The 21,607-nt window shown below is 42.9% G+C and carries 19 protein-coding genes; 16 read left to right on the plus strand and 3 right to left on the minus strand.

What is annotated here, in order from left to right; translation table 11 throughout:
• Nucleotides 1-12: 12 nt before the first annotated feature.
• The gene (locus JU57_RS02830; protein WP_037956693.1) at nucleotides 13-756 is read right to left on the minus strand and encodes a ferredoxin-thioredoxin reductase catalytic domain-containing protein; all 744 of its coding nucleotides are present in this window, start codon (nucleotides 754-756) and stop codon (nucleotides 13-15) included.
• 205 nt (nucleotides 757-961) lie between these two features.
• Between JU57_RS02830 and JU57_RS02835 the strand changes: the two genes are divergently transcribed.
• The 13 genes from JU57_RS02835 to JU57_RS02895 all read left to right on the plus strand — a co-directional run bounded on the left by JU57_RS02835 (nucleotide 962) and on the right by JU57_RS02895 (nucleotide 15,128).
• Nucleotides 962-1,507: a molecular chaperone TorD family protein gene (locus tag JU57_RS02835; protein ID WP_037956695.1), complete on the plus strand. Its 546-nt coding sequence runs from the start codon at nucleotides 962-964 to the stop codon at nucleotides 1,505-1,507.
• Nucleotides 1,504-3,780: a molybdopterin-dependent oxidoreductase gene (locus JU57_RS02840; protein ID WP_294875499.1), complete on the plus strand. Its 2,277-nt coding sequence runs from the start codon at nucleotides 1,504-1,506 to the stop codon at nucleotides 3,778-3,780. Before JU57_RS02835 ends, JU57_RS02840 begins: the two co-directional genes overlap by 4 nt.
• Nucleotides 3,781-3,792: 12 nt before the next feature.
• A complete protein-coding gene (locus JU57_RS02845) occupies nucleotides 3,793-4,431 on the plus strand; it encodes a 4Fe-4S dicluster domain-containing protein (protein ID WP_037956697.1) in 639 nt (212 codons plus the stop codon).
• A 4-nt stretch (nucleotides 4,432-4,435) separates the two neighbouring features.
• Nucleotides 4,436-4,798, plus strand: a complete 363-nt coding sequence (locus JU57_RS02850; protein ID WP_037956699.1) for a hypothetical protein — start codon at nucleotides 4,436-4,438, stop codon at nucleotides 4,796-4,798.
• An 81-nt stretch (nucleotides 4,799-4,879) separates the two neighbouring features.
• Nucleotides 4,880-5,572, plus strand: coding sequence for a response regulator transcription factor (locus tag JU57_RS02855; protein ID WP_037956702.1), 693 nt, complete (start codon nucleotides 4,880-4,882; stop codon nucleotides 5,570-5,572).
• On the plus strand, nucleotides 5,559-7,229 hold the full coding sequence (locus JU57_RS02860; protein ID WP_037956704.1) for an ABC transporter substrate-binding protein: 1,671 nt from the start codon (nucleotides 5,559-5,561) through the stop codon (nucleotides 7,227-7,229). Before JU57_RS02855 ends, JU57_RS02860 begins: the two co-directional genes overlap by 14 nt.
• Nucleotides 7,222-8,886: a HAMP domain-containing sensor histidine kinase gene (locus JU57_RS02865; protein WP_051906522.1), complete on the plus strand. Its 1,665-nt coding sequence runs from the start codon at nucleotides 7,222-7,224 to the stop codon at nucleotides 8,884-8,886. The genes JU57_RS02860 and JU57_RS02865 overlap by 8 nt, the downstream gene beginning before the upstream one ends.
• 197 nt (nucleotides 8,887-9,083) lie before the next feature.
• Nucleotides 9,084-9,374 (plus strand): c-type cytochrome, encoded by a 291-nt coding sequence (locus tag JU57_RS02870; protein WP_037956705.1) that lies wholly within the window; start codon nucleotides 9,084-9,086, stop codon nucleotides 9,372-9,374.
• 13 nt (nucleotides 9,375-9,387) lie between these two features.
• Complete coding sequence (locus JU57_RS02875; RefSeq protein ID WP_037956707.1) at nucleotides 9,388-9,894, plus strand: Rieske 2Fe-2S domain-containing protein; 507 nt, start codon at nucleotides 9,388-9,390, stop codon at nucleotides 9,892-9,894.
• 9 nt (nucleotides 9,895-9,903) lie between these two features.
• Nucleotides 9,904-11,154, plus strand: a complete 1,251-nt coding sequence (locus JU57_RS02880) for a cytochrome bc complex cytochrome b subunit (protein ID WP_037956709.1) — start codon at nucleotides 9,904-9,906, stop codon at nucleotides 11,152-11,154.
• Nucleotides 11,151-12,005: a c-type cytochrome gene (locus JU57_RS02885; protein ID WP_037956711.1), complete on the plus strand. Its 855-nt coding sequence runs from the start codon at nucleotides 11,151-11,153 to the stop codon at nucleotides 12,003-12,005. The genes JU57_RS02880 and JU57_RS02885 overlap by 4 nt, the downstream gene beginning before the upstream one ends.
• Nucleotides 12,006-12,043: 38 nt before the next feature.
• Nucleotides 12,044-13,639, plus strand: coding sequence for a methyl-accepting chemotaxis protein (locus JU57_RS02890; protein WP_037956714.1), 1,596 nt, complete (start codon nucleotides 12,044-12,046; stop codon nucleotides 13,637-13,639).
• A 289-nt stretch (nucleotides 13,640-13,928) separates the two neighbouring features.
• Entirely contained in the window at nucleotides 13,929-15,128 is a 1,200-nt protein-coding gene (locus tag JU57_RS02895; protein ID WP_037956715.1) for an OprD family outer membrane porin, read from the plus strand.
• Between the two features lie 45 nt (nucleotides 15,129-15,173).
• Here the strand turns inward: JU57_RS02895 and JU57_RS02900 are convergent, their stop codons facing one another.
• Together JU57_RS02900 and JU57_RS02905 are read right to left on the minus strand one after the other, a co-directional pair.
• Nucleotides 15,174-17,162 carry an EAL domain-containing protein gene (locus JU57_RS02900; RefSeq protein WP_294875517.1) on the minus strand — a complete coding sequence of 663 codons (1,989 nt, stop codon included), beginning with the start codon at nucleotides 17,160-17,162 and terminating at the stop codon, nucleotides 15,174-15,176.
• Nucleotides 17,098-17,988, minus strand: coding sequence for a phosphatidylserine decarboxylase (locus tag JU57_RS02905; protein WP_037956716.1), 891 nt, complete (start codon nucleotides 17,986-17,988; stop codon nucleotides 17,098-17,100). The genes JU57_RS02900 and JU57_RS02905 overlap by 65 nt, the downstream gene beginning before the upstream one ends.
• Nucleotides 17,989-18,076: 88 nt before the next feature.
• On the opposite strand from JU57_RS02905, the gene dbpA reads away from it, so the two are divergent.
• From dbpA to JU57_RS02920, 3 genes are all read left to right on the plus strand, one after another.
• Entirely contained in the window at nucleotides 18,077-19,468 is a 1,392-nt protein-coding gene (gene dbpA, locus JU57_RS02910) for an ATP-dependent RNA helicase DbpA (RefSeq protein ID WP_051906526.1), read from the plus strand.
• 108 nt (nucleotides 19,469-19,576) lie between these two features.
• On the plus strand, nucleotides 19,577-20,848 hold the full coding sequence (locus JU57_RS02915) for an ATP-binding protein (RefSeq protein WP_037956718.1): 1,272 nt from the start codon (nucleotides 19,577-19,579) through the stop codon (nucleotides 20,846-20,848).
• Nucleotides 20,849-20,850: 2 nt separating this feature from the next.
• Nucleotides 20,851-21,579 carry an RloB family protein gene (locus tag JU57_RS02920; protein ID WP_037956719.1) on the plus strand — a complete coding sequence of 243 codons (729 nt, stop codon included), beginning with the start codon at nucleotides 20,851-20,853 and terminating at the stop codon, nucleotides 21,577-21,579.
• Nucleotides 21,580-21,607: the final 28 nt, after the last annotated feature.

Genomic DNA, 21,607 nt, shown 5'->3' on the forward strand with positions numbered 1-21,607 from the left:
TTAAACCTTCACTTACTCTCCGCTCTCGCATTCTCCATCGTACGCCATAATGCCATATTCCAAATTGAGGACGGTTTTGTAGCCCATGTGTTTTAAAATGCGTTGACAGTAGGCACTTCTGCTTCCGCTGTAGCAGTACAAGATGGCAGGAATATGCTCTTGTCCGCTCAGTTGGGAGAGGGCGGTGTGAAAACTGGTTGTGGGGATCAAAAAGTCGGTGCCTTTGATACGGTTGCTGATCCACTCCATCCATTCGCGTGTGTCGACAAGGTTGAATGTCACGCAGCCTTGTGCTCTGGCGTCTAAAAGCGCTTCAAGTTCACTGCCATCGAGTTGGTCTTTTTTCATCAACACTTCGCACTCTTCTTTGCTTAAGCCTCTTGAATGGGTATGGGCGGCTTCTTCCATGCTCTCTTCTTGGGCAAGTTCGCGCGCATGTTCAGGGGTGCAGAAGATCGTGCAATGGCATTGGCCTTTTTGGGGAATTTCGATGGTGAGGGCAGGTGTACAGGGGCATAAACGGTTGCCTGCTTTGGCTTGCTCTTCAGGCGTGTTTCCGATGACCATAAAACAGGGACAGTAGCGTTTGCCATAGATCAGTTTATTGCGTGTTAAGCCTTGCTGTATGGACTCTTTGACTTCGGTGAGTGGGGTATAATCAAAGCCAAATTGTGCACAGACTTTATCGGTAAATGCTTCTGTTTTCTCTAGTTCTGCTCTAAATTCGGGTGAGTTCATATCTATTTTAGTTATCAAATCTATATCCTCTATTTATTATTTTATGCCGTATTATAGAGAATTTGCATTGGAAGAAAATTAAAAGAACGCTTTACATGTAAAGCCTCAAGAAAAGAGGGTGGTTATTTTTACATGTAAAACCCCTTTTGCGATTTTTTTGCTCTTTTTTTGCTTTACCATTTCTCTAGTTGGTTAAAAAATTAAATTAAAAAAAGAGTTTAAGATGCAAACAACTTCAAGACTAGACGACGTTAAACACCTTCGGGACATCTTTAATGCTCAAAATTCCAAAGAGCTTAAAGCTGCGTTTGATGCACTGAATGCTTCCATTGAAATTTCGGAAGAGGATTTGGAAGTACAGTTCAATCGTTATTTTGTAGGCCCCATGGAGCCCATCGCCGATCCGTTTGCTTCCATTTACATCGACGATCCTGATGTGGTGATGTCAAAAAGTACCTTACATGTAAGGGAATTGTACGAAACGATGGGCTTTACAAATCCGCTTAAAAACATCATTCCCGATGATCATTTGGGTGTTGAGTTAGATGCGTATTACCAACTACTCTATCTTGAAGAGGCTAAAGAGATCGCTTACTTACGTGAGCTTCGTCACTATTTTTTACATGAACACTTGAGTCTTTGGGTGCCACGCTTCATTGAACGCGCCTTAGAGCAAAGTGAGCATGACTCCAAGGCCATGATTTTTATTTTATTACAGCTCAAATCGTTATTGATAAGAGAAACTACTACACAAGGAGTTACCGCATGAGTTACTCAAAGGAAAACGTTGAGTCCATTGTGAACAATGGCATCAGCCGAAGAAGTTTTTTAAAAGGGCTTGCAGCCAGTGGTGTGTTGTCTTCATTCCCCGGAGGCATTCTCCAAGCCAATGAAGATCTTAATACTAAAATACCGTACCTAGGCGAGAAAAGTTACCAAACGTTCCGCAACGCCTGTCCTAGAAACTGTTATGACACCTGTAGCATCAAAACCTACGTTAAAGATGGCGTGATGCAGTTTATCGAGGGCGCAACGGAATCGACATACACCAGAGGTGGCTGTTGTGTTAAGGGCAATTCGTACGTTAAGCGTGTTTACTCAGCACGTCGTCTAAAATACCCGATGATGCAAGTGGGTGGCAAAGGCTCAGGTAACTGGAAACGCATCTCTTGGGACACCGCGATGGATATTATCGCTAAAAAATTACTGGAGATAAAAAAAGAGGATGGCACGCTTTTAGGGGCAGCGCTGACAAAATACTCAGGTAATTTTGGCATCACGCACTATGGCATTGAGGGGATGTTTAACTCGATTGGCTATACAACAAGGCTTGCAGGCACACCGTGTTGGCCAGCAGGCATTGACGCGCAAAATCTCGATATGGGCGATATGTGGTGTAACGATCCTGAAGAGATGAAAGACAGTAAATTTATCATTCTCTGGGGTGTCAATCCTGCGAGTAACTCCATTCACTCGATGAAATACATCTATGAAGCGAAGAAAAAAGGGGCAAAAGTTGTTGTCATCGATCCTGTTTTCACGGAAGCCGCTTCCAAAGCGAGTCAATACATTCAGATCAAAACGGGAACGGATGGTCTTTTGGCCCTTGGTATGGCGAAGATCATCATTGATGCAGGATTGCACGATCAAAAATGGCTTGATGCCAACTCAAAAGGGTACAAAGAGTACAAAGCGTATCTTGATAAAGAGATCAAATTAGATAACGTTTCCAAAATCACAGGCATTCCTTTAGCGATGATCAAAGAGTTGGCTTTATCGTTTGCCAAAGCGAAACCTGCGACGATTTGGATGGGGTATGGCATGCAACGTCACACCAATGGCGGTTCAATGATCCGCGCGATTGACGCCTTCGTAGCTGTGTCTGGAAACATCGGCAAATACGCAGGTGGGGCTCGTTATGGACACCTTAACACATGGGGCTTTAACTACGCTGCGCTGAGCCAGCCAAAACCAGAAGGCAGTGTCGGTTACACGGGTCCTGAAGGTGCTAAGGGTGAGTTTGCACAAGTAGGTGGTGAAAAAGCGGCGTATACGGATCGTTTCTTGAACATCAACAAAACCGCGCGTGAACTGATTAACGCGAAAGAGCCAAAAGTAAGACTTCTTTGGGTGGCATGCAAAAATCCTTTTGCACAAGATTTTGACCGCAATCAACTGATTCGTGCTTTCCAACAACTGGATCTTGTGGTGGTCGCTGACCAGTTCTTTAATGAAACAGCGAAATGGGCAGACATCGTGCTTCCTGTGACGACTCAGTTTGAAGAGTACGATGTGAACGTTTCGTACTGGCATTATTGGTTAACCCTGAATGAGCAAGCGATCAAACCACTTTTTGAAGTCAAATCAGACCTTGAAATCGCAGCGATGCTTTCCAAACGGATGAATCAACTTCAAGCTGGTTCATGTACCTTCCCTCAAAGTGTCGATACCAAAGCGATGATGGTCAAAGAGTTTAATCCTGGTATTTACGAGCAATTTGGAATCAAGTCATGGGAAGAGCTTAAACATGGACCGGTCAAAGCCAAAGCGGTCATTCCGTTTGCCGATGGCAAGTTTAAAACACCAAGTGGTAAGTTTGAGTTCTATTCGGACAAAGCGTTGGAGCTTTTCGGAAGCGCATTACCGACGTACCTTGAAGTGCGCAAACCCTACGATAAATTCCGTATGACTTCGCCTCACACCAGATGGAGTTTGCACTCACAGTTCCAAAACTTGGAGTGGATGGAAGACGTGCATCCTGAACCTTACGTGTACATCAACCCTGAAGATGCGGAAGCCAAAATGGTCAAAGAGGGCGACACAGTAGCGGTCTTTAACAAACAAGGACTCTTAAGGCTCAAAGCCAAACTCACCGACAATGTTCAATCTGGAACCGTTTTGATGTACGAACAGTGGTATAACAACAACATTTACAATGTCAATGAATTGGTCGATGACACGAGTTCCGACATGGGTGCGTTTAAGACAGGTGCGCCGGGTGTTGCACTGCACGATACCTTTGTCAACTTTAGAAAACTATAACAGGAGATTGTGATGCAAAAAGCTTTTTTAGTCGATGGCAGTATCTGTCTAGGATGTAATACGTGTGCAATGGCCTGTAAAAATCAGTATCATCAAGATAAAGGGATTTTGTGGCGCAAGGTGCGTGAGATCGGGGCAGAGGAGTATCATATCGATAATAACAATATCTTGCCCACCTTAGTTTCGTACCAAAAAGCACCCAAGGCTGAGATGCCGATGGAGCGATTCTACTTTTCATTGGCATGTAACCATTGTGAAAACCCAGCCTGTGTGGCGATTTGTCCTGTGGGCGCACATACGAAAGACCCTGAAACAGGTATTTGTAAACATGACCAAACGATCTGTATTGGGTGTGGAGGATGCGTTAAAGCGTGCCCGTTTGGCGCTTCAAAGTTCAATGAAAAGATGGGACAAGCCGAGAAATGCAGTATGTGTTGGGAAAGGCAAGCCGATGGTAAAACAACGGCGTGTGTTCAGTCTTGCCCTGTAGGCGCTATTGCTATCATTGATCTTCACGATCCAAAGTATAAAGAGTATGCGAATGCTTCACCCATTGGCATTGACTATGCGATCAACGCGGAGACGAAACCGACAACACGGTTTATTCATCCATCCATGCCCAAAGAGGTTTACAGACTTCCAAAAGGATAATCATATGAAAACAACACTACGATGGATTGTAAGTCTTTGTGGTGTTTTTCTTTCACTCGCTTGGGGGCAGCCTGCCCCAAGCACCTGTAGTTTTGGAGATCCGCGTTTTGAAGAGCTTTCCCATCAAAACGTTGTCATTATCGAGCCCAAAAACTACGTGGTGGGCGAAGAAAACTTCGTTATAATACAGCTCGAAAAGCCAGAACTTCCCTCCGGCTACATGGTGAGTGTCTTTATCGATACGCTCACATCACCCCAAAGTGAACCTGAAGTGCAAGGATGGTACCCCAAAACGAGCATTAAGCCCTTACGTGAGGGAGTCTATGAGCTGTCGGTTCGTGTGAACCTGATGTATAAGGGAAGCTGAGGCGGTATTTTGGTTGCAAGTCTTGCAAATACAAAGATTCGTTTTACCGCAAAGAAACCGAAATGATAAGGAGCATCAAACGTGGATAAACTTTTTTTGGAACGATTGAAGACGCTCACCATTCTCTATGCCGAAGATGAAGAGGGTATCCGTAAAAACATTGCGGCATCGCTTCGCTACTACACCAAAGAGGTCATCGAAGCGGAGAATGGCAAAATTGCTTTAGAGCTCTATAAAAGCGAAAAACCCGACATTGTCCTGACCGATATTTTAATGCCCGTGATGAACGGCGTGGATCTGGTACGAGAGATTCGTAAAACCGATGAAGAGACGCCACTGGTCATCATCTCGGCACATACCGATAGAGAGTATCTGCTCAAAGTGGTTGATCTGCACTTAGAGCAGTACATCATCAAACCGGTCAATCTCAACGGTCTTTTAGAAGCCCTCGCACGCTGTTTAAAACGCATTTCCCAAACGCATACAATTGTCTATGAACTTCCCTGTGGCTACTCGTACGATGTCGATCATAAGCTGTTGACGTATGAAGGCGAGACGATACATCTCAATAAAAAAGAGGCGGGATTTTTGGAATTACTGCTGCACAATAAACAGCGCATCGTCACCTACGATGAGTTGCAAGCCCATGTTTGGCAAGATGACGTGATGACCGATAGTGCGCTTCGCTCATTGGTGCGAAATTTACGCAAGAAGTTACCGAAAGATTTTATTACCAATTTATCAGGGGTTGGATACCGATTTGAAATGTGCTAGACTCGTTTTTTTACTGCTTTTTTGGGTAAGCTTTAGCAATGCACAGGAGTGGAAAAACCCCTTTTACTACCGCAGTGACGATACCGCTTCCGTGCTCATCAACGAGCGTGTGGCAGGCTCTCACATCAAAGTTTTTTTACCCACCATGCCTTATTTGTACGTCTCAAAACTGGTCAATGGCACACTGGTTCGCTCCAGTGGCAACCATGAAGGGTGGGAGTATATGATGGCAACATCGTATGCGAAGATAGACGATCTTACCTATGAATTTTCCTTGCGAAAAGGGGTTCTATTTCAAGATGGAACACCGTTTAATGCGGACTCTGTGGTGGAAAACTTTGCCTATTTTATGAAAGACCCCGTGGTCTATTCGGACATTCATAAACGACTCAAGGACGTAACCAAGGTCGATGAGCATACCATTCGCATTCATCTGCACAAACCCTACGGACTGCTTTTTAGCGACCTCACTTCTATCAATCTTTACACATCTGCCTACCTCAAACGCTACGGCTGGAGTACGAAAGAGGGTTCTACATGTAATAGTATGCAAGCCCCTGGTCCGTATGGTTTGGGACCGTATATTTTAAAGCAAGGGTACGCGACAGGGCGGTTTCAAACGCCTATTTTAGAGCTCAAAGCCAATCCGAATTATTATGAAGCGGGCTTGCCGTATATTGAAAATGTGACGATTTATACCGAACTAACCTCCAATCAATCAGTCTCAATGGCGTTGGAGGAGGAGCGTTTAGACATTACGCCCATTCCGTTCAACAAAAAAGTAGAAACCGTGCTTTCCAAATACGCAAGGCTCTACACCAAACCTTCAACGCATAGCATTTCGATCTATTTTAATATGCTCAAACCTAACAGCAAACTCCAAGATCAAAACGTACGCATCGCGCTCAATAAAGCGCTCAACCAAGCCAACTTACTCAATTTTGTCTATAAAAAAGAGGGCGAACTTGCTCCCACCGAAGCTTCAGTCAATTATCGCTCCGTTAAACGAGCAACGAAGAGTCTTCCAACATGGGGTGAGCGTGCGCGCCAAAACCCTGAAGAGGAAAAGGAACTTAAAAAGATTTTAAATGGATTGGAACTTGATGTTATCACGATGGATCGTTTTATGTTTTTGTGGCGAGGCATCGAGTATCAGCTTAAAAGGTACGGTGTAACCCTGCATTACACGACCACGCCCAATGAAAAAGAGATCTACGAGCAGCTGCTCACCAATAGAGAATCGCCTAAAAAATGGGATATTTTGACATGGGGCAATGATGATTGGAGCAGTCATAACCCTTGGACAGCCTTTTTTGCGTATCGCATCTCCGATAAATGGTCGGCGATTGATAAAGACGATCTGATGCAAGAGTACATCGAGCATTTTTTCGATGTCGAATTTCAAAGTCCTGCCTTTGATGAGGTGGTTTCAAAAATTGTCAAACGGGCGTATGAGAAGGCGTATATGCTCTTTGTTCCCTCTCCAAACATTGTTTTAGCGGTCAATAAAGAGGTTTCTTATGAGCCCTCATCGGTTTTACTGATGCCTCTGTGGAAGGCAAAATTGACCAAATATCACTGGTCGATCAGAGGCAATGCCACGTATCCAAAAGAGCGCGAAGCGCCCATGTTACCATTAAGGTTTGAATATGATTAAGTATCTTTCCATGCGCTATAAATTTTTTCTGATGGCATCTTTGGGCATTTGTGCGATTGTCACGCTCTCCTTTTTAGCCTTTGACATTACCAACAAAGGTGTGGTCAATGTCAACAATGTCTTTGAAGGCTCCAAGCGGGTTCAGACGATTCAGCAGAGTTACATTTTGCCGCTGTTTAAGCTTCGCGAACAATCGCTCTCACTCATTATGGCGCCCAATGAAGACTTGCGCAAAGACATTCTTCAAAAAATCAATGAGATGCACCTTCAAATGGAAACACCGTTTAGCAAGCTTCCAGCACAAGTGTATTCCCAATGGAAAAACTACGTCGGATTGATCTTAGCCAATCAAGCTTATCTCAAAGAGGATTTTGAAGAGGGCGCGTTTATCAATGCTAACACAGCGGAGCGTGACCAGTTTTACACGCTTATGGATTCGCTTGAAGTGTTGCAACAAAACGAGCTCACCCATTCGTCTGAAACGTATTCTAAAGCCAATCGTGAAGCGATCAATTCGCGCTATTTTATTGCCATTTGGTTGATTATTATTGTGCTGTTGACCTTTATGTTTGGCTTTTTTATTGCTAAAAATATTGTCGATTCGATTTTACATGTAAGACGAGGTCTTCGAGAATTTTTTGACTACTTGAAGTCGCCCTCCACCGAAGAGGCGACGCGCATTCACATTCCGCTGACCAACAAAGATGAACTAGGCGACATGGCACGCCAGATCAATCAGAACATTGAGATCATTCAAGCCAATCTTGAACAAGATAGCAAACTCATCGAAGATGCGACCAATGTCGTCGAAGATCTCAAACTGGGCAATTTGGATCGCAGACTCGTGGCTTCGGGCAATTCTGATCAGCTCAATCTGCTCAAAGCCGTAATGAATGAGATGCTTAATAATTTGGAGCTACGCATTCAGCAAGAGATCAATGAGCGCACCCGTCAAGAACAGCTACTGATTCAGCAAAGCAAACTCGCCGCCATGGGCAATATGATCGGCAATATCGCGCATCAATGGAGACAACCTCTAGGCGAAATCAACGCGCTTTTGATGATCATCCAAGTCAGACAGCATTTTGATGACTTTAATGAAGCCTTTTTAACGGAGAAGATCGAAGAGTGCAACCGCATCACCGCGTACATGTCTAATACGATCAGTGACTTTCAAAACTTTTTCAAACCCTCCAAAGACAAAGAGATTTTTGAGATCAATGATGCGTGCGAGCGTGCAAGCTCCATCATCCAAGCCTCCTTACGTTACCACTCCATTGAGTTTTTGTTTGAGGCAACTGAATCGATCAAAGTGTTGGGTTATCCCAATGAATTTGCCCAAGCACTTTTGAATATTCTCTCCAATGCCAAAGATGTTCTCACTGATAGGCAGATTGAAAATCCGTTCATTCACATGAGCGTAAAAAATGGTGAAAAGTATACGCTGATCAAGATCGAAGACAACGGTGGCGGCATTTCAAAAGAGCATTTGGAGCGCATTTTTGAGCCGTATTTTACGACCAAACACGCTAAGCAAGGTACGGGCATCGGGCTTTATATGACCAAGATGATCATCGAAAACAATATGAACGGCATCGTAACGGTTAAAAATACAGAGCATGGTGCACTCTTTACGATCAAAATCAAACATCATTAACCTATTGAACTCTTGACACGTCTTTAAAGTAAAGCTCTAAAGACTACGTTAACACTAGGTACACTTGGGCAGAGTGCCCACGCACTTTTGGTGCTCTATTAACTTAAAAAGAAGAATTAATTTCTCTTTTTCATCTCAGCCACATTTTTTTGCCACTTTTTTTCACTACTATTCTCGAAACATTCAAGGAGTCGTAGATGAAAATTATCTCAAAATCACTTATTATTGCCACCACATTGGCGATTAGCGCGCATGCAACGCCACTTTACACTAAATGTATTGCGTGTCATGGCGCGTCTGGGGAGAAAGCTGCGTTAAACAAAAGTTTGATCATCAAAGATATGAGCAAGGCTGATTTTATAAGCGCGATGAAGGGCTATAAAGATGGTAGTTACGGCAAAGAGCAAAAAGCGTTGATGAAAGCGCAAGTAGCAACACTTAGTGATGCTCAAATCGAAGAGATTGCCTCTTTTATCGTAAAAAAATAGTTGGTTTTCAAACATGGAAACCTGTCAAAAAAGACGTGATTTTATAGGCATGGCACTCGCAGGCGTTAGCGCTGTGGGTGGCGTGTGTGCGCTTGGAGCGATGAAAAAGAGTTGGGATCCTCTCCCGAGTGTCCAATCAGCTGGCTTCGTCACCGTCGATGTTTCCACGATAGAAGAGGGCGAAGCGCGCAGTTTTGTGTGGCGTGGAAAGCCTATTTTTGTTCTTCGTAAAAGTGCCGATACCCCTAAAAATGCGAAACGCGATGTGGTCATTGGCGAGAAAGTCTTTACGCTTGTCATCGGACTGTGTACCCATCTTGGTTGTATCCCTTCGTATGATGCAAAGCAAAAAAGTTTTATCTGCGCCTGTCACGGTGGCGTTTTTGATGCGAGTGGTATCAACACCTTTGGTCCGCCACCTCGTCCACTGGACATTCCTCCCTTTAAAATTGCCGGTGAAACGCTTGTTTTGGGTGAAGAGGGAGAAGAGTACAAAAAATTAACCGCGAAAAAAGCGTAGGAGTAGGGCATGGCAGAAATACGAAAAAGCGAAGGCTTTATAGACTGGCTCGATCAACGTCTCGCGGTGAAAGCCTTTATGCGTGTGATGATGACCGAATATTGGATACCCAAAAACATCAATTTCCTCTGGGCAATGGGTGTCGTTTTGGTCGTTCTTTTTGGAGTGTTATTGGTGACGGGACTGCTTTTATTGATGTACTACAAACCTGACATTAATCTCGCGTTTGATAGTGTCAACTATACCATCATGCAAGAAGTAGAGTATGGCTGGTTGTGGCGACATATGCACGGTGTGGCTGCTTCTGCGACGTTTCTGATCATCTATATTCACCTTTTTACGGGTATTTACTACGGTTCCTACAAAAAAGGGCGTGAGATGATCTGGATAACAGGAATGGTGCTTTTTATCGCCTTTTCCGCCGAAGCGTTTAGTGGTTATATGCTTCCGTGGGGGCAGATGAGTTACTGGGCGGCGCAAGTGATTACCAATCTTTTCAGTGGTATTCCCGTCATTGGCGATGATGTGGTCATCTGGATACGCGGTGATTACGTGGTGGCGGATGCAACGTTGACACGTTTTTTCATGCTTCATGTTGTGTTGCTTCCTTTGGTGATTATCGTGGTGATTGCGGTGCATTTTTACTCACTTCGTTTTTCCCATGTCAATAATCAAGAATCCGAAGTCTTTAACTTTGATGTAGAATCGAAAAAGTTTTTAGAAGGGCGCAAAAAAGAGTCAAAGGTCGTTCCTTTTTGGCCTGTTTTCCTTTCAAAAGATTTCTTTGTCGTCGGTTTTTTTATGACGATTTTCTTTGCATTGGTCTGTTATCAGTTTGATTTTGCGATGGATCCGATCAACTTTGAGCCTGCTAATTCGATGAAAACGCCGGCACATATCTATCCTGAGTGGTATTTTTTGTGGAACTACGAAGTGCTTCGAGGCTTTTTCTTTGACATCGGTGGCATGGCGGCGATGGACATTGGGTTGATCGCGTTTGTGATCGCCAACATCGTCTTTATGATCTTGCCTTTTTTAGATCGCAATCCAATGAACACCGCCCCTGCGCACAAACGACCTGTCTTTAAATACTGGTTTTGGCTTTTGGTGATCGACATGATCGTACTCACCGTCTATGGCAAACTTCCTCCCACTGGTATGAATGCGTGGGTGGGTTTTGTGGCTGCTGTTATTTTCCTAGGACTGTTTATCGCCCTTCCATTCATTACCAAATACGAAGCAAAAGGAAATGTCCAATGAGAGAGATCAAGATTTTGGCCATTGTGCTCTTTTTTACGGCGGTGACCTATTGGGGCGTGGAGCCTTATGCGCATTCGCAAATGCACCCACATGTGGCACCTGCAGATTTTGGTTTTAAAGACTTAGAACCTTTACATGTAAACGGAAATGTGGAAAACGGTCAAGTGTTGGTCGAAGCCAATTGCATTGCATGTCATAGCATTAAAAGTTTAGGTCTAGAAGCGCCTATGAGCATCGAAGATGCGGCGAATGCGTATGGTGTCGTGCCTCCAGATCTGAGTCATGCAGGGGTAATTTACGATAAAAATTACCTTGCAGGCTTTTTAAAAGACCCTGTGGGTGCGACCAAACTTTCGCATAAATTTGGCGAGGCTAAACCGTACGCGATGCCGAGTTACAGTTTTTTAAGCGAGCAAGAGATCGCTGATATTGTGGCGTATCTTAAAAATATTGTCGCTACAAAGGTGTCCGATAAAACGGTCTTTGAAGAGGCGTGTGGCAGATGCCATAGTATGAAGTACGACGCACTTAAAGCGCAAACACCGAACGCTTTTATCAAAAGCTATCTAGGTGCTGAAGCACCTGATGTGTCGATGATGATTCGCTCTAAAAAAGCGGAGTATCTGAGCACGTTTATGAATGAGCCGACAAAGATGGTTGAGGGCATTGCGATGCCTCGTGTGGGGCTCACAGAGGCGTCTCAAGATCAAGTGATCAACTACATGGAAAGTGTGGGAGATCGCAAAAAGGCGGAGCGTGAAAGCCTTGGCTTAAAGCTCATTGGATTTATGGCTATTTTTACCCTAATAGCGTATTTGTGGAAAGTTCAAATTTGGAAAGAGGTGGAGTAATCCGCCTCTTTTTCTCGTGTCAACTTAAAGGTAAGATGATGTTAAAAACAATCAAATCAAAAACTATTTTTACGCTCTTTGTTGCAACGCTTGGTACGCTTGGTATTTTATTTTTTTTAATATCGTATGACTTTGAAAAATTGGCTAAAAGTCAATTTAAAACCTCTTCAACCATGCTCTCTTCCGCCATTTTTCAAACCATCAAAGAGAGTATGAACTCTGGCGATCCACAAGTAATCGCTACTACCATTCAAAATGCTGCAACTATTTTGGGTGTAACGCAACTGAAAGTGTATAAAAGTCCATCGGTTAAAGAGCTTTTTGGAAGCCCGAAAGATGAGCAGATTCCTGCAAAATTAGAGCCGCTTTTACACCAACACACAGAATTTTTTGAAGAGTTTAAAGAAAAAGATCAAGAGTACATACGCATAGCACTTCCTCTCAAAGCTGAAGTATCGTGTCTTAGCTGCCATGCCAATGCGAAAGAAAATGATGTTTTAGGTGTGAGCGAACTGATTATCTCGACACAAACATCTAAAGAGAGTATCTTTCGTGCCAAAATGCGTATTATCTTCTTTATGGCGTTAGCGGTAGCCCTTATCTTGATAAGTTTTTCGCTCTTTTTTAAAAAAGAGATTTTTGGTGTCATTGAAACGTTGCGGTTGATGGTTTATAACGTGGCAAAAGGTGATTGTGATTTAACAAAACGCCTTGAGATTAAGCAGTACGATGAACTAGGGGTTGTTTCATCGCTTATCAATGAGTTCTTATCCAAAATACAAACGACACTTCACGATGTTAAAATAAGCTCCTCTCTCAATCAAGAGTCTGCCCAAGCTTTAAGAACGATTGCTGCTTCTGTTGTTGAAAAGATTGCTTCGCAAATTGATGCGATTGCTCAAGTTCACCGTTCCATCATGGCAATACGCAGTGAAACAAATGAGTCGTATTCCCTCTCTCAAATAAGCTCTACGAATCTACAAGAAGCACGAAAATCGCTCGGTCAGCTCTTTTGTGAGCTTGAAGCTTCCGTTGTAGCTATACAGTATGATAGTGAGCACGAAAGTGCATTAGCCGACAAAATGACACAATTAACCACGCATGCTACACAGATCAAAACGGTTTTAGAGACGATTGAAGAGATTGCGTCGCAAACCAATCTGCTCTCTTTAAATGCGGCGATTGAAGCAGCACGTGCGGGTGAGCATGGAAGAGGATTTGCCGTGGTGGCAGATGAAGTACGTAAGTTGGCAGAGAAGACGCAAAAAAGCCTTGAAGAGATCAGTCTTGTCGTGCATGCTATTACCACAGGGATTTTGGAGATTAGCGCTGAAATTCAAAAGAGCTCTGAAAATGCCACAGCTATCTCGCTAAACTCTCAAACGTTGATTGATGAGGCAAAGAAGTCTGATGCAAAGCTTCTGTTGGCAACCCATAATGCAGACGAGACCATGCAAAAAAATAGCCAAACACTGCATCATATTGAAGCCTTGGTTGATGTGGCACACACCATGGTTCACCTCGCAGAGGAGACTCAAGAGACAACGCTTGGTTTACAAACCATTTGCACGGAGCAAGCAAAAAAGAGTGATGATTTAAAAAGCATGCTTCAAGCCTTTCGTACCCAAAAATAATCTCAACTCTCTTCCTTGTTTAGCCGAAGAGAGTTCTCTTTCTCTTTCCTATTATTTCGTCAAAAAAACTCTTTTTACCTGCGATTATTTTGCTCTTTTTTTTATTTAAAATTTTCCTTGAAGCTTCAAATTAATTATAAAAATAACGGGCATATTAAAGGTTTAGATGGATGGGTTTATGCGTCTGTCTGGATGCGTTTGAATGTAAAACGTAGCGCATCGTTTTTGGCATAAATTAACGTCATAACGGCTTTACATGTAAAGTCGTTTTATCTTCAAGGAGAAACGTATGAAATTGGCAAATCTTAGTGTGGCAGCGCTGTGTCTTGCAGGGCTTAGTACCTGTTCTTTGGGTGCCGATACATTGGCGGATGCTTTCAAAGAGGGCAAAATCAGTGGTGAACTCAAAGCATTTTACTGGGATCGCGACCGTAATCCCTCTATCAATTCGGCTTCCATCTTCAACACGGGTGTCGTTCTTGGCTACACCACAGGCTCTTACAATGGCTTTAGTCTTGGCTTAACAGGGCAAGCCAATAGCGCGCCATTTGCAAGTTCCAACGCTAAAACACAATTCGGGTGGGATGAGTACGGCTCAGGTGCACAACTTTCCGAAGCCTATTTGGCGTATAGCGCAGGTAAAACTACCGTTCAAGTCGGACGAATGTTTTTAAATACGCCACTCATCGCCTCTATAAGTAACCGTATGGTCAAAGAGGCATTTGAAGGTGCAAGCATCGTCAATACCGATCTCCCCAACACAACTTTGACCGCAGCCTACGTGCAAAAATTCCAAGCACAAACCGATGGGGCTGGCAACATCGGTAAATTTACCACCTATAATAATCCTTACGGCGTCTCACCACTCTTGGAAGATGGTGCCTATACCCTTGTTGCGGTCAATAAAAGTATCACAGGCTTAACCCTAACCGCGGCGTATGCAGAAGACTTGGAAACCAACGGAGCGATGGCGTACGCAGAAGCGGCGTACAGTATTGCCGTGAACGCCTTTACCTACGGCTTGAGCGCACAATACTACTACAGCGACAAAGAAGTCACGGGGAGCAAAGATGCCGATCTTTACGGGCTTAAAGCAAGCCTCGGTTATGGCGCACTCAGTGGTTATGTGGCTTACACAACCGTGAGCAAAGATGCCACCGTGACACCGGGCATTGGTTGGGGGGCTGATCTTGCGTACACCGGAACCATCATTCTCTCTAGCAGTTACCCTGCTAACACCGATGCGTATGCCATCGGTCTTGGTTACGCATTTACCCCAACCACAACGCTTGGGGCAAGTTACACGATAACCGACGATGATGACCTCGCGTACGGCAAAGCTTCGTACGTTTCACTCACGGGCAATTACGCCTTTGATGGCGCCCTCAAGGGACTCAGTTTCCTTGTGATGTACGATAAAGAGTATCGCGATTTAGCAGGGGCTCAAGATAAAGACGAGTTTAGATTTAGCGCCAGTTATAAGTTCTAAAATGTCTCAGCGCTTTTACATGTAAAGTTTACATGTAAAAGCGTTTTAAAACATCTCAGGTCTTCCAAAATGGTAGCCTTGGGAGTAATCAATGCCCATATCGCGTACCATCTCGTAAATGGCTTCGCTCTCGACAAACTCTGCGACGGTGGTGAGATTTTGCTTTTTGGCAAACAGAACGATGGTCTCAACAATGTGCTGACTGGCGGTGTTGTGTTTAATATTTTTAATCAAACTTCCATCAATTTTAAGAATGTCAGGCTCATACGAGAGCAGTCGCTCAAAGTTGGAATACCCCGTTCCAAAGTCATCAATGGCGATCTTAACACCCCGTGCTTTCACTTTTTGGATAAATTGCCTAATGAGTAAAAAGTCTTTAATATCTTCACTCTCCAACAGCTCAAAAATGACGCGATGTGCCTGTTCTTCATGCGCAATCAAAAGGTGCTCAATGTAGTCGGTGATCTCATCGCGCTCGATGTCATGCACGGAGAGGTTGATGGAGATAGAAACGTCGGGTACTTTCAGCAGTGCAGCAAAGGAGTTTTCCAAAACGATCTTGGTGATTTTGGAGTAGTAGCGCCCTTTTTTGGCGATTTCTAAGAAATAAAACGGTGTTAAAAGCTGTCCCTCTTCGGTCACAAGGCGTACTAAGGATTCGTATTTTTCTACTTCTTGTGTGATGTTGTTGACGATGGGCTGGAAGCACGAGATGATTTTGTGATTGTCAATCGCTGTTTTAATCATATGAATCGTCTCAATATTTTTAAGCGCATTTTCATACTCAATGCCAGAGAGTCCATCCGCGTAGACGATGGATTGCTTATGTTCAATCGCATTTTGTATGCCAATTTTGGCGTCTTCAAAGATTTTGAAAATGCCATACGTAAAGCTACAGATCACAGAGATGTCGTACTCAAGGGAATCGACTTTAACGATATACTCTTTGACATTGGCTAAAAATTGCTCTAAAACAGTGTGGATCTCCTCTTTGCTTGCTTTACAGTTACGGCGGTCAATCGCAAAGGCATACAAGCCATTCTCAAGGTGATAGACTCTTTGAAATCCCCAACGATTGGGCATCAGATAGAGCATATTTTTACCAAACGCCATTTCGATTTTTTCGACACTGGCTTTGTCATAAAACTTCTCTAAGATGGTGTAGTCTTCGATTTGCACCAAGATCAGCACCGAAAGACGATTTGCTTCTAAAAAATCAAAAAGTTGCTTTTTATCGCTCATAATCGCGGTAATGTCATGGCGCAACGAGATGTACTCTTCCACCTCACCGTTAGGATTTAAAATGGGCTGGATGGTCGTTTTGACATAGTAGGTATCGCCGTTTTTTGCACGGTTTTTCACGATGCCTTGCCATGTTTTTTTCTCATCCTTAATCGTTTTCCACAGATCCCTAAAAGCGGTTTTAGGCATATCAGGATGGCGAATGATATTGTGCGATTTTCCAAGAAGCTCCTCTTTGGTGTACCCAGAAATTTGGCAAAATTTATCATTGACAAACGTGATGATCCCTTTTGGGTCGGTTTTTGAGATGATGGAGCTTAGATTGGTGATGTTTTCATACTGTTTGAGTAAGAGCACATTTTTGGTATTTTGATACCGAAGGTGAATTTTTTCGATCACTTTGTGCAATGTTCGGATCAGCTGCGAGATATTGAGTGGTTTGAGCAGATACCCATCCACGCCAGCTTCTATGGTCTGAGTGAGAAAGTTTGACTCATGGTGCGCTGAGAGAACGATGATCGCCACATCAGCGCTGATCGTTCGGATGCGCTGTATCAGCTCGATGCCATTCATGCGTGGCATCGTAATGTCGGTAATGACAAGGTCGATCTTTGCGTGCGAATCGGCATACAGACGCGCACCATCCTCGCCGTCTTCGCCTACAATGATCGTGTCGAAAAATTCTGAAAAAAGACTGGTGGCGGCATGCCTTGCTTGTGGATCATCTTCAATGTAAAGAAGCGTCATTCCCCGACTCATCTGCTTCAACGATGCTATTTGCTTGCGCTCCATAGCGTATTCCCCCTATTGGTTGCCCGAATTTGACATGACCTATGTTGCCAAGGTTAAGATCGATAGACTCTTTTTCAAACAGCATGACAATGGTTGATCCCATTTCAAAATGACCCAATTCATCGCCTTTTGAGAGCGAAAGATCGTCATACTGATAACATTGTTGAAGGCTAGATTTGGCATTTGTCTGAATGTTGGCATCAAAAGTAAATGCCATTTTACCCACATTTAAAGCGCCAACAAAGACCATGTAAAAGAGTCTATTTTCTTTAGTGTAACATTCTAGCACAACACGCTCGTTTTCGATGAAAAGTCCCTCAATTTTACGAAGCCATGTGAAATTTACGGGATAAAGTTTCCCTGGAAGGTGCACCGCTTTGGCAATGCGCATATCAATCGGTGCATGATACCGATGATAATCACGCGGCGAGAGGTAAAAGTTGACAAACATTCCACCCTCCAACCGCGCTTTTTTCTCTTTGGCGATGTAATCGCCCAAAAGGCGTCTCACATCGTAGCTAAATCCTTTTATCTGTAACGCAAGCTGCGCTTCAATGATGCCAAAAGCGCTTATAAAACTATCGCAAGGCGAGATCACGGTTGTATCGTTGATGTTAAAAAGACGGCGCGTTTTAAAACGCCTTGTAAAAAAGGCATTCAGACTTTTGTAAGAAGAAGCTTCTTCAAATTCCGTCAAATCAACCTTCATCATCGCCGTATACGATTGGTTGATGATGCGTTGTAGAGCGCTTGGGAACTCTTTGGACGCAAAAACACCAAAAAGACGAGACGCAATAGAACTTTTAAAGTTAGGGTAACGTTGCATGAGACTCTTTCGATTGATAAATTTCTTTGGAAGATTTGATTATAGCGAATCAATACGCTTCTTGCAAAAAATGTGATATATTTGCGCCATGAAAACAACACAAACCCACTCTTTTGAGCAACTCATCACCAATGCGGACATGTTAGCCAACCTCACACAACTTGGCTACACCACCATGACGCCCATCCAAGAAGCATCGTTAGTGTACATCATCGAAGGGCGCGACATCGTCGCCAAAGCGAAAACCGGCAGTGGCAAGACCGCCGCGTTTGGTTTGCCGCTTCTTTTAGCTTTACATGTAAACTCCATGCGCATTCAGTCTGTCGTACTCTGCCCAACGCGCGAACTTGCCGAACAAGTCAGCGCGGAGCTTAGACGACTCGCCAGATTTGCGCATAACATTAAAATCGTCACGCTGTGTGGTGGAACGCGTTTTGTACCGCAGTGCATCAACCTAGAGCATGGCGCGCACATCGTGGTCGGAACGCCGGGGCGCATTTTGCAACATTTGCAAGAGAAAACCATTAACTTTGAGCAGATTAAAACGCTCGTCCTCGATGAAGCAGACCGTATGCTCGACATGGGTTTTTACGAAGACATCGAGAAGATCATCGCCAAAATGCCTGCAAAACGTCAAACCTTGCTTTTTTCCGCCACCTTTCCCAAAGAGATCGAGCGCATGTGCAACGAAGTGCAAAACGATGCTTTACATGTAAGCATCGAAGAAGAGGCAACCACCTCACCCAACATCACCCAAATCTGCTACACCGTCGAACCACGCGAAAAAGAGGCCGCACTCAAAGGCGTTTTGTTAGAGAGCGATGCCAAGTCAGTCATCATCTTTTGTAAAACCAAAGTGGGCGTCGCCGAGCTTCAAGGTTACCTGTTAGATGAAGGCTTTGATGCACTTAGTTTGCATGGTGATTTAGAACAGATCGACCGCGACGAGCACCTGCTACTTTTCGCCAACGGCAGTGCCCAAATCCTCGTAGCCACCGACCTTGCCTCACGCGGACTGGACGTCAAAGATGTCGAGATGGTCATCAACTACGAACTCCCTCAAACGATGGAAATCTACACCCACCGAATCGGTCGAACAGGGCGCATGGAAAAAGAAGGCATGGCAGTCAGCTTCGTCACGCCAAGAGAAGAGGGCTTCTTTGAAGAGCTCACAGAGGCAAATTTTGCCTTTACATGTAAACGCATCAGCGACCTAAATCCAACCCTCTCAAAGCCCAAAAAAGCCCTGTGCATCACGCTCTGCATCGACGCAGGCAAAAAACACAAAATGCGCGCAGGCGACATCTTGGGAACGCTCACCAAAGACTTGGGTCTGGAGGCTGGGATCATTGGAAAAATTGACATCTTAGAGAAGTTTTCTTACGTCGCCATAGCGCGCGAATATGCCGATAAAGCGTTTGATGGGCTGTGTGCTACGACGATTAAAAATAGACGGTTTAAGATTTGGAAGTTGGGGTAAGAATAGTGTTTTTTAAAATATATATAAAATTTGTTAAAAATTTACAAAAATAAGCTTTATTTTGTTTTTATAGTGATATTATATAGGTAATAAAACGAGGAGTTACTCATGTTAGTACAATTTAGTGTTGATAATTATCGCTCGATTAAAGACAAAGTCACTTTGAGTATGATGACCGCCACTAAAGATAAAGAACGATGCTTTAAAATTCGGAATTATGAGCTATTAAATAGTGCTGTTATTTACGGAGCAAATGCAAGCGGGAAAAGCAATCTTTTACGGGCTATGTCATTTATGAAGAATATCGTTCTTAATAAAATGAAAGTCATTCAATCAACAGATACACTTCCACATGATCCTTTTAAGCTTAATACTACAACACAAGATGCATCCAGTACATTTGAAATCATTTTTTTTATTGATACGGTTAAATACCGCTATGGTTTTGAAATTGATGATACAACCGTCTATACTGAATGGTTATACGCTGATGAAAAAGGCAAAGAAGCCAAACTTTTTTATCGTGAAATGGGTGAGGAAGAGTATGTTAACCTTTCTTTTAAAGAAGGGTATCAATTTTTTGACAAAAAAAATACAAAAATTACTATCTCTAAAAACCAACTTTTTCTTTGGAAGTGCGATCAGAATGATGGTGAAATTTCTAAAAGTATTTTAAACTGGTTCAAACATTTTAATATTATCAATGGTGTTGAACATGATGGATATATTAATTACACGATGCAAAAAATGGAAGATGTGAATTTTAGAAAAGAAATTATCAAGTTTGTCAAGACAGCGGATATTGGAATTGAAGATATTATCTTAGAAGAAAATGATATTCCTAAAGAGATGCTAGAGAAAATACCTTTGCCTGATGAATTAAGGCAGAAATTTTTAGAAGATGGCGGTTTGAAACAAGTAGATATAAATACCTATCATGCAAAATATGATGAAAAAAATAGTGTAGTAGGTAAAGAAGTTTTTGAGTTAGATGATGAAGAATCATTAGGTACACGTAAATTTTTCAAAATGTCAGCACCGATTTTAAATACCTTACAAGAAGGCAAAATTTTAGCGATTGATGAACTTGATGCAAGTTTGCATCCAATGCTCACCATGCACCTCATTAAACTTTTTCATGACCCAAAAGTGAACACAAAGAATGCCCAATTGATTTTCACAACGCATGATACCAACCTTTTAAAGCCACATTTGTTTAGACGAGATCAAATTTGGTTTACGGAAAAAGACGTGTATGGTTCTACTCATCTGAATGCGTTAGCAGAGTTTAAAGATGTACGAAAAGACGCAGATTTTGAGAAAGAGTATATTCAAGGAAAATACGGAGCCATCCCGTATCTTGGAAAGTTTGAGTTTTAGCTATGAGAAGAAAAGATAAAGAGGCTGAACAAGCACGAAAAAGAGAGCAAACCAAACAGGAATTAAAACGTACAATTGCAACGAAAGAGCAAATTCCTGACATTATCATAGCTTGTGAAGATGAGGCTTCTGCGCCTACTTATTTTAAAGCACTTATTGGACAGTTAAGAGAGTCACGAAAAATTACACCAGACTCTTTTGTCATTGCAAAACATACTAATACCCATCCTACAGGAATTTTGGAAGACTTAAAAAAGCATCGATGTAAATTTAGTGGTAAAAGCTATAAAGATTTTAAACACAAATGGATTGTGATCGATAGAGATAAAGAACACGTAAATGGCGGAGGACATAGTCCCGAAGATTTTAACAGTGCGTTAGCCCAAGCTAAAAGTTTAAAAGTTGATGTGGCTTATTCTAACGATGCGTTTGAATTGTGGTATTTACTTCATTTTAACCCTCGTGAAACAGCCATTTTAAGAGATGAACTTTTAACACAAGTGATAGAAAAATTGCAAGCTCGTAATGAGTCTAAATTTGGACAACTTGATAAAGATACCATTAAACAAGCTACTTTTACAAAACTTATTTTTGATGAACTTCAGGCTTTGCAAGAAACTGCCATTAAAAATGCAGAAAGATTAATGGCATCTTATGAAGTAGCTCATAATCCAGAAAATGACAATCCCTCAACGACAGACAGTACATGTATTAGTGAAATTGTTAAATAGTTTATGGATAGAATAAATTGCGGATATA

Source organism: Sulfurospirillum sp. SCADC, from assembly GCF_000743525.1.
GTDB lineage: Bacteria > Campylobacterota > Campylobacteria > Campylobacterales > Sulfurospirillaceae > Sulfurospirillum.